Origin of the sequence: [Clostridium] innocuum (assembly GCA_012317185.1) — a bacterium.
Classification (GTDB): Bacteria; Bacillota_I; Bacilli_A; order Erysipelotrichales; family Erysipelotrichaceae; genus Clostridium_AQ; species Clostridium_AQ innocuum.
Genome location: CP048838.1, coordinates 2,909,470 through 2,924,751, shown reverse-complemented (window position 1 = coordinate 2,924,751; position 15,282 = coordinate 2,909,470). Strand labels below are relative to the sequence as shown.

The 15,282-nt window shown below is 44.8% G+C and carries 14 protein-coding genes and 1 tRNA gene; 9 read left to right on the top strand and 6 right to left on the bottom strand.

Annotation, left to right across the window (positions count from 1 at the left end; translation table 11 throughout):
• Positions 1 to 66: 66 nt before the first annotated feature.
• Positions 67 to 1,146, top strand: a complete 1,080-nt coding sequence (locus G4D54_14220) for an aminopeptidase P family protein (GenBank protein ID QJA03518.1) — start codon at positions 67 to 69, stop codon at positions 1,144 to 1,146.
• On the top strand, positions 1,136 to 2,320 hold the full coding sequence (locus tag G4D54_14215) for a putative C-S lyase (protein ID QJA03517.1): 1,185 nt from the start codon (positions 1,136 to 1,138) through the stop codon (positions 2,318 to 2,320). Before G4D54_14220 ends, G4D54_14215 begins: the two co-directional genes overlap by 11 nt.
• 345 nt (positions 2,321 to 2,665) lie before the next feature.
• Here the strand turns inward: G4D54_14215 and G4D54_14210 are convergent, their stop codons facing one another.
• The 5 genes from G4D54_14210 to G4D54_14190 form a co-directional block, all read right to left on the bottom strand.
• Positions 2,666 to 3,121 carry a YehR family protein gene (locus tag G4D54_14210; protein ID QJA03516.1) on the bottom strand — a complete coding sequence of 152 codons (456 nt, stop codon included), beginning with the start codon at positions 3,119 to 3,121 and terminating at the stop codon, positions 2,666 to 2,668.
• Positions 3,122 to 3,176: 55 nt separating this feature from the next.
• Positions 3,177 to 4,208 carry a GGDEF domain-containing protein gene (locus G4D54_14205; GenBank protein QJA03515.1) on the bottom strand — a complete coding sequence of 344 codons (1,032 nt, stop codon included), beginning with the start codon at positions 4,206 to 4,208 and terminating at the stop codon, positions 3,177 to 3,179.
• 473 nt (positions 4,209 to 4,681) lie between these two features.
• Positions 4,682 to 5,146, bottom strand: a complete 465-nt coding sequence (locus tag G4D54_14200; GenBank protein QJA03514.1) for a YehR family protein — start codon at positions 5,144 to 5,146, stop codon at positions 4,682 to 4,684.
• 63 nt (positions 5,147 to 5,209) lie between these two features.
• Positions 5,210 to 5,650, bottom strand: coding sequence for a YehR family protein (locus tag G4D54_14195; GenBank protein ID QJA03513.1), 441 nt, complete (start codon positions 5,648 to 5,650; stop codon positions 5,210 to 5,212).
• A gap of 159 nt (positions 5,651 to 5,809) precedes the next feature.
• Entirely contained in the window at positions 5,810 to 7,057 is a 1,248-nt protein-coding gene (locus G4D54_14190) for a hypothetical protein (protein QJA03512.1), read from the bottom strand.
• A gap of 150 nt (positions 7,058 to 7,207) precedes the next feature.
• Here G4D54_14190 and rimO point away from each other — a divergent pair, with 150 nt between their 5' ends.
• From rimO to G4D54_14155, 7 genes are all read left to right on the top strand, one after another.
• Complete coding sequence (rimO, locus tag G4D54_14185; GenBank protein ID QJA03511.1) at positions 7,208 to 8,509, top strand: 30S ribosomal protein S12 methylthiotransferase RimO; 1,302 nt, start codon at positions 7,208 to 7,210, stop codon at positions 8,507 to 8,509.
• Entirely contained in the window at positions 8,503 to 8,991 is a 489-nt protein-coding gene (locus G4D54_14180; protein ID QJA03510.1) for a DNA-deoxyinosine glycosylase, read from the top strand. The genes rimO and G4D54_14180 overlap by 7 nt, the downstream gene beginning before the upstream one ends.
• 682 nt (positions 8,992 to 9,673) lie before the next feature.
• Positions 9,674 to 10,177: a GNAT family N-acetyltransferase gene (locus G4D54_14175; protein ID QJA03509.1), complete on the top strand. Its 504-nt coding sequence runs from the start codon at positions 9,674 to 9,676 to the stop codon at positions 10,175 to 10,177.
• A gap of 161 nt (positions 10,178 to 10,338) precedes the next feature.
• Positions 10,339 to 12,270, top strand: coding sequence for an EAL domain-containing protein (locus G4D54_14170; GenBank protein ID QJA03508.1), 1,932 nt, complete (start codon positions 10,339 to 10,341; stop codon positions 12,268 to 12,270).
• Between the two features lie 74 nt (positions 12,271 to 12,344).
• Positions 12,345 to 13,235, top strand: coding sequence for an endolysin (locus G4D54_14165; GenBank protein ID QJA03507.1), 891 nt, complete (start codon positions 12,345 to 12,347; stop codon positions 13,233 to 13,235).
• Between the two features lie 596 nt (positions 13,236 to 13,831).
• Positions 13,832 to 14,188, top strand: a complete 357-nt coding sequence (locus tag G4D54_14160) for a sporulation protein Spo0A (protein ID QJA03506.1) — start codon at positions 13,832 to 13,834, stop codon at positions 14,186 to 14,188.
• A gap of 179 nt (positions 14,189 to 14,367) precedes the next feature.
• Positions 14,368 to 14,443: transfer RNA gene (locus tag G4D54_14155), tRNA-Lys, on the top strand.
• Positions 14,444 to 14,871: 428 nt separating this feature from the next.
• Here the strand turns inward: G4D54_14155 and G4D54_14150 are convergent.
• Positions 14,872 to 15,255 carry a hypothetical protein gene (locus tag G4D54_14150; GenBank protein QJA03505.1) on the bottom strand — a complete coding sequence of 128 codons (384 nt, stop codon included), beginning with the start codon at positions 15,253 to 15,255 and terminating at the stop codon, positions 14,872 to 14,874.
• Between the last annotated feature and the right edge of the window lie 27 nt (positions 15,256 to 15,282).

The window sequence follows — 15,282 nt, the reverse complement described above, 5'->3', positions numbered from 1 at the left end:
TTCCATACAGCTGCGCAAAAAGAGAAATGCAAGTGCAGAGGTATTTCATAAAAAGGAGGAAGCAGTATGCAGAGAATCCAAAAAATCCGCTCCATTCTGGAGGAAAAGCAAATCGACGCCATATTGATAAAAAGCCGCAGTAACAAGCGCTATCTCGGTGCATTAACGGGAAGCGGCGTCAAGGTGCTGGTAACAAGAGATGAGCTGTATCAGATTATGGACGGACGTTACAGCAATGAGGCAAAGGAAACAACAAGCGGCTTTATCATGGTGGTGCATGAACAGGGAAGCAGCTATCTGGATGAGGTGGTCCGTATTTTGGGAAGCCATGCCCGCATTGGAATTGAAGCGGGACAGGTTCTCGTGAAGGAATATCTGACCATGCAGGAATACGGGTTGGAAACCGTGCTTTTGGAGCATGAGCTGGAGGAAGCACGCCGCTGCAAGGATGCGCAGGAAATCGCGCTGGTACGCAAGGCCTGTGAAATCACGGATGCGATCTTTCAGGAAACGATTTCTACAATTCGCATCGGCATGAAGGAAACCGAGGTCAGTGCGCTGCTGCAGTATCTGGCAATTAAAAACGGTGCCAGCGCTATGGCATTCGATACGATTGTCGCAAGTGGTGTACGCGGATGTATGCCGCATGGCCGACCGAGTGAGAAAACCTTGGAAGCCCATGAATTCATCACGATTGATTTTGGTATCACCTATCAGGGCTACCAGTCCGACATGACCAGAACGGTATGTATCAGGGAGCCACAGCCAAAGCTGAAAAAAATTTACGATATCGTCCTGCAGGCGCAGTGTGCCGGTGTTGATTTTATCAAAGCCGGTGTAAAGGGGAAGGACGTGGATGCCTATGTGCGCGGCATCATACAGGAGCAGGGCTATGGACAGTATTTTACACACGGTCTTGGTCATGGTATGGGCATGGGGGATGGAGAGCTTCCCATGCTGAATGCCGGCAGTGACACCGTGCTGGAGGAAGGCATGATCATGTCCTGTGAGCCGGGTATCTATATTCCGGGACTTGGCGGTGTGCGAATTGAGGATGATGTCCTTATCGAAAACGGCCGTGGTGTCCCATTGAATGCCACAACAAAGGAACTCATTATTTTGGAGGGTAACGGATATGAAGTATGATTTTGATCATGTAATCAATCGAAAGCTTGGAAAATGCAGAAAATGGGACAATACCATTTTGAAGGAAAAATTCGGCTTGAATGAGGATGCGATTCCTATGGATCTTGCTGATCTGGATTTTGAATGTGCGCCGGCAATCAAGCAGGCGATGATAGAGCGTGCCGCTTTGGGAGATTATGGCTATACGTATACGTATGATGCATATTATGATGCGCTGATCGACTGGAACAAGCGCCGTTTTCATGTGGATATTAAAAAGGAATGGATCAAGCTGACCTTTGGAACCTGCGGCACTCTGCATTATATCGTACAGTGCTTCTGTAACGAGGGAGATGCTGTTATGATCAATACTCCTGCCTATGATCCCTTCGCTGAAGCGGTGGAGCGCGGCGGCTGTCGTTTGATCTGCAATTCCCTAAAGCTGGAAAATATGCGCTATTATCTTGATTTTGAAGAGATGGAGCGTCAGATGGTCGAAGAGAATGTCAAGCTGTTTATCTTCTGTTCACCGCAAAATCCAAGCGGACGCGTCTGGACGAAGGAGGAGCTGCATCAGCTCAGTGCGCTGTGTCTGAAGCATGATGTTCTGCTGGTCTGTGATGAAATACACCGTGATGTGATTTTTGATCGGGAAAGCTTTACCACGCTGTGGAATGCGCATGAGGATATTGCGGATGCATCGATTATGTGTGTGTCCCCAAACAAGGGCTTTAATCTGGGTGGTTTAAAATCCTCCTACATCATCGTTAAGAATAAGCAGATTCGGGAACGCCTGCTGGCATATTTACAAAAGGTCTATGTGACCAGTCCGCATGTATTTGCCGTTCCTGCCATCATTGCGGCTTATAATGATTCAGAGGAATGGCTGGATCAGCTGACTGCATATATCGGGGAGAATTTCACCATGGTGTATGACTGGTTTGCACAGCACATGCCGCAGGCTAAGGTCATGAAAAGCGATTCCAGCTTTCTGGCATGGATCGATATGCGTTCCGTGTTTGCGGATGAGGATGAAATGCGTGCCTTCTTTATCAGGGCAAATGTATCCATGGTTGTCGGCAGCTATTTTGTGCAGGACGGCTATGGCTGGGTGCGCCTGAATATCGGAACACAGAAGTCGATTCTGCAGGAGGCGCTGCGCCGTATCGCTGTAACATGGGAAGCATGGGAATAAAAGGAAATTCCAACATAAAAAAGCTGCCGGAATAGGCAGCAGAAAGGGTCAGATACATCGTCTGATCTTTTTCATATCGATGATTTTGGCAGAAAGGAACTGCTGTATAATATGAGCATAAAACAGGGGCAGGAAAGGAATCAGCGGGAATAGAAAAAAGCAGTCTTGTTTGAAACGGTCTGTTTAATCACCGTATCCTTATAAGGGGAAACAAAGGATTTTATTGCTGATTTACTTTCTTTATCACGTATTGCCGAAAGCAATGCCGGTGCCTTATGAAGGCTGTATGCTTCGTACAGGAAATCTCTGACTGTGCGTTAGCAGTATCCATCGGATACCCTGACGTTATGCCGCCGGCTTCGTACTGCAGGTAAGTCCCTGCTGTTCATAAACGATTACCGCGGTATGTACATCGAATACAGCGTCTTCTAAGGTCTGGATGAAATCCAGCTTTTTCAGCTGTGCGGTGTCAATGTCCGTCAGCTTTAGAACGAGCAGCTGCTTCATTTCTTTATCTGTCACGGATGCCTGATAGGTCAAGCCCCTGATATTTGCATAATCCTTCTGGTACTGTTTAACACAGGCCTGTGCCTGCTGCTTGTTATAGCCAAGTGTACGATAGTCTGTATGCAGCTGTATGCTCTGTGTTGAAATTCGTTGATTTTCTGAATCCATGGTTGTTTCAATAAAGGTATCCATCAGGGTTCCCCGGCATGTCGTTTTACTTATGCCTGCTTCTGCTTTTTTCGAACAGCCACTTAACAGAAGCAATAGACTTATCAACAGGATCTGTTTTCTCATAGCATCCACTCCTATTGGTATTATGGTACAGGGATCATTGCTTCATGCAGCAGCTTTACCCGCTTACGACTGTGTGCTTCCCTTTTTGTTTCCCCTGGTACAGGAGCTGATCGGCTTTATTGATTAACTCATCCAGAGAAAGCCGCTGATGACAGCAGATGCCGAATGTCATGGTGACTGGGATCTTTTGTTCTCCGTATTGAAATTCTGTGTGATTCATCCAGTGACAGAAATCCTGCAGCTGCTGCAGTGCATCCTGCTCCCTGATATCATGAAAAAGGAAGACAAATTCCTCACCACCCCAGCGGCAGATAAAGATCGCGGGATCCAGTCTGGTTCGCATATGCTCAGCGAGCTGCTTTAATATGGCGTCCCCGCACAAATGACCATAGGTGTCATTGATCCGCTTGAAATCATCAATATCACCAATTGCAAGACAGCAATTCTCAAGACACAGCTGGGATGCTGTTTTTTTCAAATAAGTACGGTTGTACAGCCCTGTGAGGGAATCGTAATTAGCAATCTGCAAAAGACTTTCATTCTGCTTTTTTAAAACCTCTTTTCCAATATCGGCACTGGCATTGGAAACATAGGCAACATAAAGGATTGTGAGAAATGAACCAAAGCTGTTGCAGAGAAATAGCAGCTGTAAGGAAGCAGCCGGCAGAGAAGAGAACGTCGTTCCCTGTGTTTGTTCATGCAATAGAAAAAAGGTGAGCATATGCAGGATGGAAAACAGATAGGGGATGTAGGGACTGCGGTAGGGACAGAAATACACAAGAGAAGCCATTGCAATCAGAAAGAGAAAGAAGGAAGCGTTCCAGCCAAACAGCACAGTGTGTAACACAACAAAGCAGATGGTTTCCAAATGAATCAGGGAAACGGCCAGCGCATATCGCTTTTTTTTCATAACCAGCAATAGCATACCGATGTAAAACAGCACACTGCAGATATTATAGAGAAGAGGAACGCCATAATGCAGAATTCCCATAAGCAATGTATAGCCGAAATGCAGAAGGATTGCCAGACATATCAGATTGCGGTAAATATAATAGCTGTAATTATTTTCATTAAGTTTCATTGGCATACTGTAAACCTCCTGTCTTTTCATTCCTGCCGTGAAGCAAGCTTCTATACTGCATCACACCGCTTTGTGAATAGCCGAAAAAACAGTGCTGTGTATGGGATTCTGCTGCGGCAGACTCCCTTATGGAGCCTGTTTGCCTGATAGCCGTCGATTTAGGCAGTGCTGCATTGCGCGATACATCTGAGATAGCCAAAGGACACGCTGTCTGTTCGTATATCTTATGATTTTTGATATTGTAATTATATCACTTTATGATAGGGAAAAGCAGATATATTCTATAAGTTCGACTAAAAATGTTGCCTTTTCAGAATTATTCAGGCGGGATAAAAAATAAAAGGGCTGATCAATGTGCAGTTAGATTGAAAATCCCCTTTCTGATACAGCCATTTCTATTTTTCATGGATTTGGATGTAGAAAGATAAAAAAAGCTCTCCAACAGAGAGCTCTTCAGCGCTTATCATGTAATGGCCTGTTTATTTTTTACAGGTTAATCCGCTTTTTTCGATGTTTTCTTTTGTCTTTTCCAGATCCATTACCATTTTTTTACCGCTCAGCTTCTGGTTGGTAAAGGTACCGTAGTCCTTCGGATCGATTTCTTTGATATCAAAAACAATGGATTCCGTAATTGAGAATTTGTCTTTATCCTCTGTCAGACTATAGCTCATGCCTTCAACACCCTTTGCCTTGCTTTCCAGAGAAGCGCTTTTCAGTGTCGGCAGCATTGCTTCATAGGTTTTTTTATCCGGTGCAGTAATCACTGTTTTCTGATCCTGCTTGGTGATGTTGTCACCCTGATAGTCAAATTTGATCGTCTGTGAAATGGTGGAACCATTGGATTTCTGTTCTGCCGTACAGGTCATTGTTTTTGTTTCTTCTTTACCGCCGGAGCAGCCTGCCAGCATGGCAACCACAAAAGCAGCACATAATAATTTTTTCATTGTATTTTCCCTTCCTTCAGATTATAATGGCAAAACTCAGAGCTTAGCCCTGAGTTTCAAAGATTATTTACAAGTAGCTCCGCCGTCTTTTGCTTCTTCCAGCGTCTTGGACAGACTTGCTTCTCCACCGAATCCCAGCTTCTTCAATGTAGCTGAATCTCCGTCTTTCATATCAACGTCAACGGTTGCGATGATATTCTTGTCCTTGAATTCAGCACTGACATTGACACCTTTTCCTTCTTCAACACCCAACTGGCTTAATACAGCAGTTTCCAGCTGTTTTTTCTGATCATCTGTCAGCTCTGTGTCTCCAAGACCGGCAGCGGAAAGATCCATGGTAACCTTTACTGAGGTTTTAGTGATTTTATCATCCTCAGCGGTGAAAGTGGCATCCATTTTCATACCGCTCTGTTCCATTGAACAGGTCTTTGTTTCTGTTTTTGCTCCGCCGGAGCATCCTGCTAATACCAGTACGGCAAATGTAGCGCAAAGTAATTTTTTCATATTGTCCTCCCTATCAAATGATTGATTGCACAGGATAAACGTATCCTGTATGTAGAAATTATATCATGAAATAAAGAAGAAAAGATTACAAATTTGAAATTTAGAAAAAATATGTGATTTTTGTCAGATATTCGGTATAAAATTGTATAATTTCTGAATTCAACTGCTTTGTATGCGTTTTTTCAGGTGATAATGGCGTGTGGATCGGATCAGCTGTTCCAGCTCTCTGCAGGCAGGCTCCCAAATCAGTTGATCCTCATTGGATATTTGGGGCAGCAAATACTTCAAAAAATACTCCTCCCGCTGAAAGGGATCTCGTTCCTTCTGCTTGAACCGGCAGTATTGATGGTAAGCGGTCACATGCTTCGGAAAACGCTCGGGATAGCGCGGCTCCTGTAATATTTCAGGAGGGATTACACGCTCTAGCTGCTCGCAGAGAATACAGGCAAGCAGTGCTGCCGGCAGAAAATGGTAGTCGTCCTGCTTTGCCAGCTCACAGAAATAGTCGCATGCTTTTTCATATTGTCCTATTTCATAATACAGCATCCCGCATTGATACAGGCTTTGCAGATATTTATTGCGGTGCAGCTGTTCGGGATGCTCTTTAACAATGGCAAAGAGCTTTTCGACATATTCATGATTGGCCGCATCCTTTTGTACATCTGCATACAGAAGGACAATGGCATCGTATACATCCAGCAGACGGTTGTAATTACCCTGCTTCAAAAATGTCTGCTCCAGATACAGGGAATCCCGAAAGCAGTCCAGAAAGCGTTCCTCATAATAGGCCTGATAGCTGCGGTTCAGTATATTGAGCAGCGAGGTGCTTTCCGCCATGTGCAGACGGGTGAAGACAGCACCGTTTTTTCTGGCATCACGGTGTCTGTGTACGGTATATGTATAAAGCATATCCTTTAAAATCTCCTGTATGCTCACATCAAAGATAGGAAGCAGCTCCATATATTTATGAAACTGCTCCTCACTCATTTCGCTGCAGTGTTCATAATAGGAAGCCATCAGCATCAGCAGTTCTCGATACTCAACCGCAAAGATATCGGTTTTTTCCCGGAGCTGTGCAAAAAGGACGGCACACCGCTCTGCCAGTCCTGCAAGGTCATAGCGCGTCACCAGCTCCAGCAGCTCCTGAAAACAGGTGCTCCAGGGCTCCCACCAGCTGGAAGGAAGATTGAGTTCAGCATGAATCTGTACCAGCAGATAATGATAGATGGAATTGCTTTTAATGATTTTACAATTTTCTATTTTACTGTAGGTATCGGCAGAACAGATCGTTGCCCCGTTGTAAGTGATGAAGTCACGCTGGTTCAGATTTGCTTTTTTGCGATAATATTTTAATAGAAGCGACAGCTTCTTTTTCGTTTCATCATCGATTTCCACTCGTCCGTACATACGTTACCTCCCTGTGATAGTCTGTATATAATTATACCAGAGAACGGAAAGAATTTATATGATTCCAGCATGACAATAACAAAATTTTACATAATTTGCGGCTTTCATGAAGCCGGTCTTCATGGTATAGTAATAATCGAGGTGTTTTATATGAAAATTGGGTTTATATCACTGGGCTGCAGTAAAAATCTGGTAGACAGTGAAAAAATGATGGGTATGATCAATAGCGGCGGCCATGAGCTCGTTCACAATGCGGATGAGGCAGAGGCAATCATTATCAATACGTGCGGATTTATCAATTCCGCAAAGGAAGAGGCCATTCAGACGATTTTTCAGATGGCGGAGTATAAAAAGCACAGGTGCAGAAAGCTGATTGTTGTCGGCTGTCTGGCACAGCGTTATAAGGAACAGCTGGAGCAGGATATCCCGGAAATTGATGCAGTGATCAGTATTCGCGAATATCCGCACCTGCATGAACTCTTACCAAAGCTGCTGGACGGGCATGATCTGGTAAGCTATGACAAATGTGAGCGGAAGGTGTCCAGCAAGCCGTGGACGGCATATCTGAAAATTGCCGAGGGCTGCAGCAATCACTGTACCTATTGTGCGATTCCGCTGATTCGCGGGGATAATGTGTCCTTTCCCATCGAGCAGCTGGTGGAAGAGGCGAAACAGCTGGCGCAGCGCGGTGTCAGGGAGCTGGTGGTGATTGCACAGGATACGACAAAATACGGCGTCGATCTGTATGGCAGAAGAGCACTGCTTGATCTCTTGCAGCAGCTGCATGAAATCGAAGGCTTCCACTGGATCCGTATTCTGTATATGTATCCGGATGAAATCGATGCCCGGCTGATTGAGGGAATGGCAAAGCTGCCAAAGGTGCTGCCATATTTTGATATTCCAATGCAGCACGCTTCCAATCGCATGCTGCAGCTGATGAATCGAAGAGGAAGCAGAGAAGATGTTGCCACTCTGGTGAAGAAGATTCGGGAAACCTTTTCTTATCCAACCCTGCGTACAACCTTTATTGTCGGATTCCCGACAGAGGAGGAAACAGATTTCAGCGAGCTTATGCAGTTTGTAGAGGATATCCACTGGGACCGTATGGGAGCCTTTCCCTATTCCCCGGAGGAGGACACCCCTGCCTATTCTATGGATGGGGCCGTGGACGAGGATGTAAAGGAAGCGCGTCTGGCGCAGCTGATGAAGCGTCAGGAGGAAATATCACTGGAGAATCAGAGACGTATGGTAGGGGAGATCATTGAGGTTCTTGTTGAGGATCAGGAAGGTCTTACCGGCGTGTATCGCGGACGCGGGGCCAGCTCTGCACCGGATGAGGTGGACGGCATTGTGATGTTTAAAAGTGAGCGCTTTATCGAATTCGGCAGCTTTGTAAAGGTGCGGATCACTGAGGCACTGCCCCATGACTTCAAGGGTGTGGAAGTGTGCTGAAGGGCTTTGATCCCATCATCCCGGAAAAGCCAAGACTCATGATTCTGGGTTCTATGCCCAGTGTGACTTCTCTGGATAAGCAGGAATATTACGGGTTTGGCCACAACCGTTTCTGGAAGATTCTGCATGCGGTATTTGAAATGCCGATTGATACCTATGCTCAGAAAAAGGAAATTCTGTTTCAGCAGCACATTCTGCTTTGGGATGTGATTGGAGAATGTGAGCGAGAGGGCAGTTTGGACAGTGCAATCCGCAAGGAAAGGGTAAATGATATCGCACACCTGACAGCGGTGTACCCAACCCTGCACAGGGTGATCTGCAACGGCAGAAAAGCCTATGAACTGTATCAGAAGCATTTTCCGGATATCGCTTTGCCCTGCAGCTATCTGCCGAGTACGAGCAATGCAAATCGCAGTATCCGTGAGGAGGTTCTGTTTGCGCAGTGGAAGCAGGCTCTGATGGAACATGAGGGTGATATGTGAGGAGACAGGCAAGCATCAAAGAGCTCGTGCATATGGAAGATTCTGTACATCAACCACGCATGCAGGAGAAGTATGCTGCAAAACAACGCAAATGATATCTCAGATTTTTTCTCGATTGTGGGTTAATTTAACATAGGGGGACTTCCATACGATTGTAGTTATCAATAGTATGGAAGTCTCCCTTTTGCAAACACCCTAAAGTAAGAAAGAACCATACCTCACCGCTGTGTTGTTTCTTTGCATAATGCATTCCAAGAATGTAAAGGGCGTTTTTTATCCATGCAGTTTCCAGGTACGGTAAAATAAAGTGAAACGTCTGTTACAGAGAGGCTTTGACTGACAGTTAGCGTAAGCTGCAGGAAAAAAAGTACAGCAGACGCTTCAGGTGCTGTCTATGCATAAAAGCATCCTATCTATTTACTGATATATCCTAAAGAAATCATAAAGCCGTGATACCGTAAGGAAAACCAGAACATAAAAATCAAGAGCCCTGTTATGCTTTGTATAATGCACAACTCTTTGTATATGGATGATGATCAGGGCAAAGGGTTCTGCTTTCCCTTGGAAAAAGCGCATTGAAAAGGGAACGACGGCTGCCTGAGTGTCGTATTGGCATATCGAAAATACATTTACAAACCGTAAGCCTTGCTCTATAATGGTAAAAAACAAGGGAGGAATGTATATGGAACTGCGTATCTGCAGCTGCGATGCGGATATCCGTGCATTGGCAGCACTTGCCACAGAAATCTGGCATGAGTATTTTACAGCCATCATTTCAAAGGAACAGATTGATTATATGGTTGAGAAATTCCAGAGCTATCCGGCATTGAAAAAAGCAATCGAGGAGGAGAACTACACCTATTTTCTGGCTTATGAGGAGGGTGCTATGATCGGATTCTGCGGTGTGAAGCCGGAAAAGGATCGTCTGTTTCTGAGCAAGCTGTATCTGCATAAGAAGGCCAGAGGAAAGGGGCTGTCCAGTATCCTGCTGAAGCGGGCAATTTCCTTTGCGAGGGAGCAGGATAAAAAAGCCATTTATCTGACCTGCAACAAATTCAATCAGCACAGTCTGGATGTATACCGTGCGAAGGGCTTCAAGGATATCGATTCTGTGCAGACGGATATCGGGCAAGGCTTTATTATGGATGACTACATCCTGCAGCTGGAGCTTGACGACGGAAAATAGAAAACCACGCTCTTTACAGTGATGATGTTAAGAAAAGAATGAGGAACGACATCTATAGCTGCCGATCAATGCCTTTTTTTCATCTTTTTCACATTTGATGTCCATCCTGCATAGCCCTTTGTGATGGTTATGTGATACAATATCTACATAGGTGATAATTTATGGAATGGGATATCTCGGCAGAGTGTGTATCTGTCATCATGCTCAACATCATTATGGTATATTCATGGAAGGGGAATCTGCTTCCCTCGCGAAAAAACCAGGCCTTTCGCGCCTGTCTTTTGATAACCTATCTCTCCATTCTGACAAATATCCTGTCAACGCTGCTGCTGACACAGCTTTCCGCTTCAACGTATCTCCTCAATCAGGTGCTGCTGCATCTGAATTATATGTCCACTCCGCTTATGGGGGTTGTATATTTTATTTATACACTGACTACTGTGTTTGAACAGGACGCGGATAAGCTCAAAAAGCATATTCTGTTTGCAGGGATACCGGCTCTGTTCTATCTGCTGTGTCTGCTGAGCAATCCGCTGACGCATCTGCTGTTTACGCTGGATCCGATAGCTGGCTATGTGCGGGGATCCTGGGTATCTCTGACCTACATCGTCTTTTATATCTATGTATTATTTTCTGTATTCTTTACGATTTCCAAGCGCCGCAATCTGGACACCGCTGTTTTTATCATTCTGAATTTCTTCCCAGTGCTTTCTGCAGCCGTCATCCTGTTTCAGCTTCTGTATCCAAATTATATCCTTACCGGAACGGCCGCAACAAGTGCGCTGCTGATTATATATCTGTATTTGCAGAACAAGCAGCTGTTTACAGATCCGCTGACCGGTATTTTAAACCGTCAGGAATTCAACCGTCTTTTGGAAATCCGCATGAAGGATACAGATCCATATTCCATGATGGTGCTGTCGCTGAAGGGCTTTCGCTTTATCAATGATCACTTTTCTCAGAAGGCCGGGGATGTTTTGTTGACGAGAATCTGTGCCTTCCTTGAAAAGGAGCTGCCGGCGGTACGCATTTTTCGCTTCAGCGGTGATGAATTCGCGATTGTCTGTAAGGATGCAGAAACATGCAGGCAGTGCCATACGCAGCTGATTGCGCGTATGCAGCAGTCATGGTCTGTTGAGAATTTTGATTTTCGGATACAGTATGGTATAGGCATTCTGCATGTCGAGGCGCATAACCGCGATAAGGATGAAATCATTAAGGGTCTGGAATATGCCGTCATGCTGGCCAAGCGTTCAGAAGAAAACAGAACCTGCGTCTGCACTGCAGATATGATCGAACGACTCCATCGGAATGAGCGGGTGCTTGAGCTTTTACGACAATGTATCCGGGAGGACAGCTTTATCGTGGTTTACCAGCCGATTTACGATGTAAAGGAACAGGCATATACAAAGGCGGAGGCACTGCTTCGTCTGCCGCCGCATAATTTGGGGCAGCTTGGTCCGGATGAGTTTATACCACTTGCTGAGGAAAACGGATTGATTACAGAAATCACATATCAGGTGCTGCGAAAGACCTGTTTATTTCTGCAGCAGCTGCAGCATACCGCTACAACCCTGAAAAGCATCAGTGTTAATTTCTCTGCCGTCATGTTTTTACAGCAGGATCTCGGAAATAACATTCTGAAGATTATAGAGGAATATAAAATACCGGCACATATGCTGCAGATTGAGATCACGGAGAGTATGCTAAGCAGGGATTACCATATGATCATTGCTTTTATTCAGCGTATGCGTAAGCAGGGAATTGAATTTCTTTTGGATGATTTTGGAACAGGGTATTCCAATATATCCAATGTACTCAGCCTGCCGATACAAACGATCAAAATTGATAAGAGTTTGCTTTGGAAAGCGATGGTGTCTACTGAAGGTGCTGTCGTTCTGCGCAAAATGTGTGAGGCTTTTCATGAGGTGCATCAGCTTTTGCTGGTGGAGGGTGTTGAAAATGAGGAACAGGCTGCCTTTGTGAGAGACTGTGCCTGCCGCTATATTCAGGGATATTACTACGCAGCGCCACTTCCGCAGGAGCAGGTTTACAAGTTGCTGATACAGAAACAGAAGGAGATGTCCGGGTGACATCTTTTCTTTTGGCGAACGCCTGTACAGGTGCTTTTAAAATGCGTAGTATGAAAGAGAAAGGAGGTGTGTGTATGCGAAGACTTGGAATTGACGTATCCGAGCATAATGGCATACTGGATTGGGATGCGATAAAAAAGGGCGGGATAGAATTTGCCATCATCCGTTCCAGCTGGGGACATTTTGAAGAAGATAAGCAGTTTCGAAGGAATGTACGGGAATGTGAGCGTGTCAAAATGCCCTATGGACTCTATCATTATTCCTATGTTGCCAATGATGCACAGATGAGGGAGGAGGCTTCCGGCTTCATCAGATTGTGTAAAACCTGCAAACCGAGCTATCCATGCTATATAGATATGGAGGATGCGGACGGTTGGAAACGGCGTAACGGAGTCAGTGATGCCATGAATGTGGAAACCTGCTATTATACCTGTCGGGAATTGGAAAAAGCCGGCTTTTATGCCGGTATCTATGCAAACCTGGACTGGCTTACAAACCATATCAATTCATCCCGCCTGGATCGCTTTGATAAATGGGTGGCACAATGGGCCAGTGTAAATACCTACCGCAAGCCGTACGGAATGTGGCAGTTTACCAGTGACGGCTCCATTCATGGCTATAATGGCAGAATGGATCTGGACTATGCATATAAGGATTATCCGGCCATTATGAAGGAAAAAGGATTGAACGGCTATGGCAAGGCACCCGATCAGCCGAAGCCGGATCCAAAACCGAATCCGTCAAAGAATCCGAAGTATAAGGTTGGAACTCCGGTAACCTATACCGGCTTGTGGACACAGGCAAATGGTGGAAACTGGTATCCCAGAAGACTTCTGGCTGTAAAAGAGGGTATCATCACACGTATTATAAAAGGAGCTGAGCATCCGTATTTGATTAATGATGGTACCGGATGGACAAATGATCGTGCAATTGATGATGAACCGACACGACCAAGTGGATATTAGTTCGATGTATTAGGCAGGGGATGTTGATTGCAGCATCCCTTTTCCTGCGATACCTCCGGATGATAGCAGATTGTCAGTAATCCGTGTATTGATAAATGGAGGCGCTGCAAGGTATCGGTATATGGATGAAAGACTGCCCTGAATGCTGGCTGTGGCAGGATGTGAACTGCTTTGAAAGAGGCATCTGTCCATGCCTGCGTACGGTGCTGGTCGTAAGGGAAGTCTGTTCAGATGGCAGCGCTTTTTTATAGCTGTATGAATGTATACAAAGGGGCATGGATAAGATATCGTGATGGTATAACGTATACATAATAAAAAAAGTCACCGCAGGGTGACCATGCCGCAAAATACTGCCTAGGTATCTTTCTATATCAGGGCGGCAACGGTATCATTATAATCACACAGACATCACACACAGTGTCGTTGTCTGTCGAATAATGGATTAAGAGGCAGAGATTTCCATACCCTCATCAGAAAGGTAGGATATGCGGCAACACAGGAAGGGCGGCATGCAGGTATTTTATGAAATTCGACATATATAGACTCTGCCAAAGCTGGACCGTATGTACACTATAGATTTTGGGAGGGATGTAAACATGAATGGGATAGTGAATCTGAATACAAGAGTATCCGAATTGCTGGATCGTATGGGAGTTCCCGATTACACTGCAGGCTACAGCTTTTTACATACGGCAATTATGAGCGTCTATGAACAACCGGACCTGCTTGGCAGTATCATAGAATGCATATATGTGGTGGTTGCGAACAAGCATAAAACGACTGTGGCGCATGTGGAGGAAGAACTGGAGCATGTACTTCTGGCAACCCTATTATCCGGAGATCGTGTCATGCTGCAGAAGGTACTGCATACCCTGCATTACAGACAGCCGACATTGCGGGAATTCATAGAAATGTCATTAAAATATATTAGATCTGCGGAGCAGGTGGGATGATAAAAGTTCTTAATTGCAATGCTATAAAGGAATTTACAGGATAAAATGAGGAATTTTGATATATTTTTCTATGAATTTCGCTCTTTTCTAAAAAAAGAATGAAAAAAATGAATTTTTCTGCAATTTAGGTATTGCAATTATTCAAATCATTTGGTATTATAATTGAGCAAGTTACAAATGACTCCTTAGCTCAGCTGGCAGAGCAACTGACTCTTAATCAGTGGGTCCAGGGTTCGATTCCCTGAGGGGTCACCATTGTAAATTTGAAAGGCTTTCTTCAATTTCGAGGAAAGCCTTTATTGTATATTATTTAATAATTTATGAAATCAGTTTTGTTGTTTTCCGGATTCAGCACATCCCTCTTACATTTTGGATGAAACAATGCCCAAAACGTTACGGGCTAGGATGCTCGAATGCTGAAAGCACGGATAACAGGATGCCCTGAATCAAGGAACCCTGCATATATCCGAGGTTATGGGAAGACTGAAAATCTAGCTTTCCTGTAACCATTTTCCTTCGCTTACACGCTATAGCTTTGAGCTTCGCTTTCATTCCCTGGATTGCGAAGCCCTCACAGCTACCGGCGTGTTATCCATTATGGCTGTATCTCAGTGCTACAGAAATCCTATCGTATGATAACCTACGCCATTCCTCGGGGGATAGGGTATCTTTTTACCTTTTGTTTATTCATAATCGTATAATTTATGGTGTTCGATATCAATCGTGTTTGTCTTTGGCGGTCTGCCATTACAGCATTGCATAATTACACGCAAGGATGAAGTCGTGTCAGGAAATATCTGTACACCGTTAATTACTTCTTTATCGTAATCATCCTTCGTAACATATACATCATACGCTGCGTAGGGACATACCTGCGGATTGCTTTGCATGGAATGTATGCTGTTTGGGGCAGGAAGAAAAATCGGTTCACTTAAACCATTTTCATCGGTATAACAGCACATTATAAATGTGGAAGTATCCTCTGTTCTTCCATACACTCGTACAGCTGCCGCATTGACGGGAGAGCCATTTGCTTCCATGGCCTCAACTGTTAACGCACCTGTCATTTCACTCACCTCCGATATAAACTATGC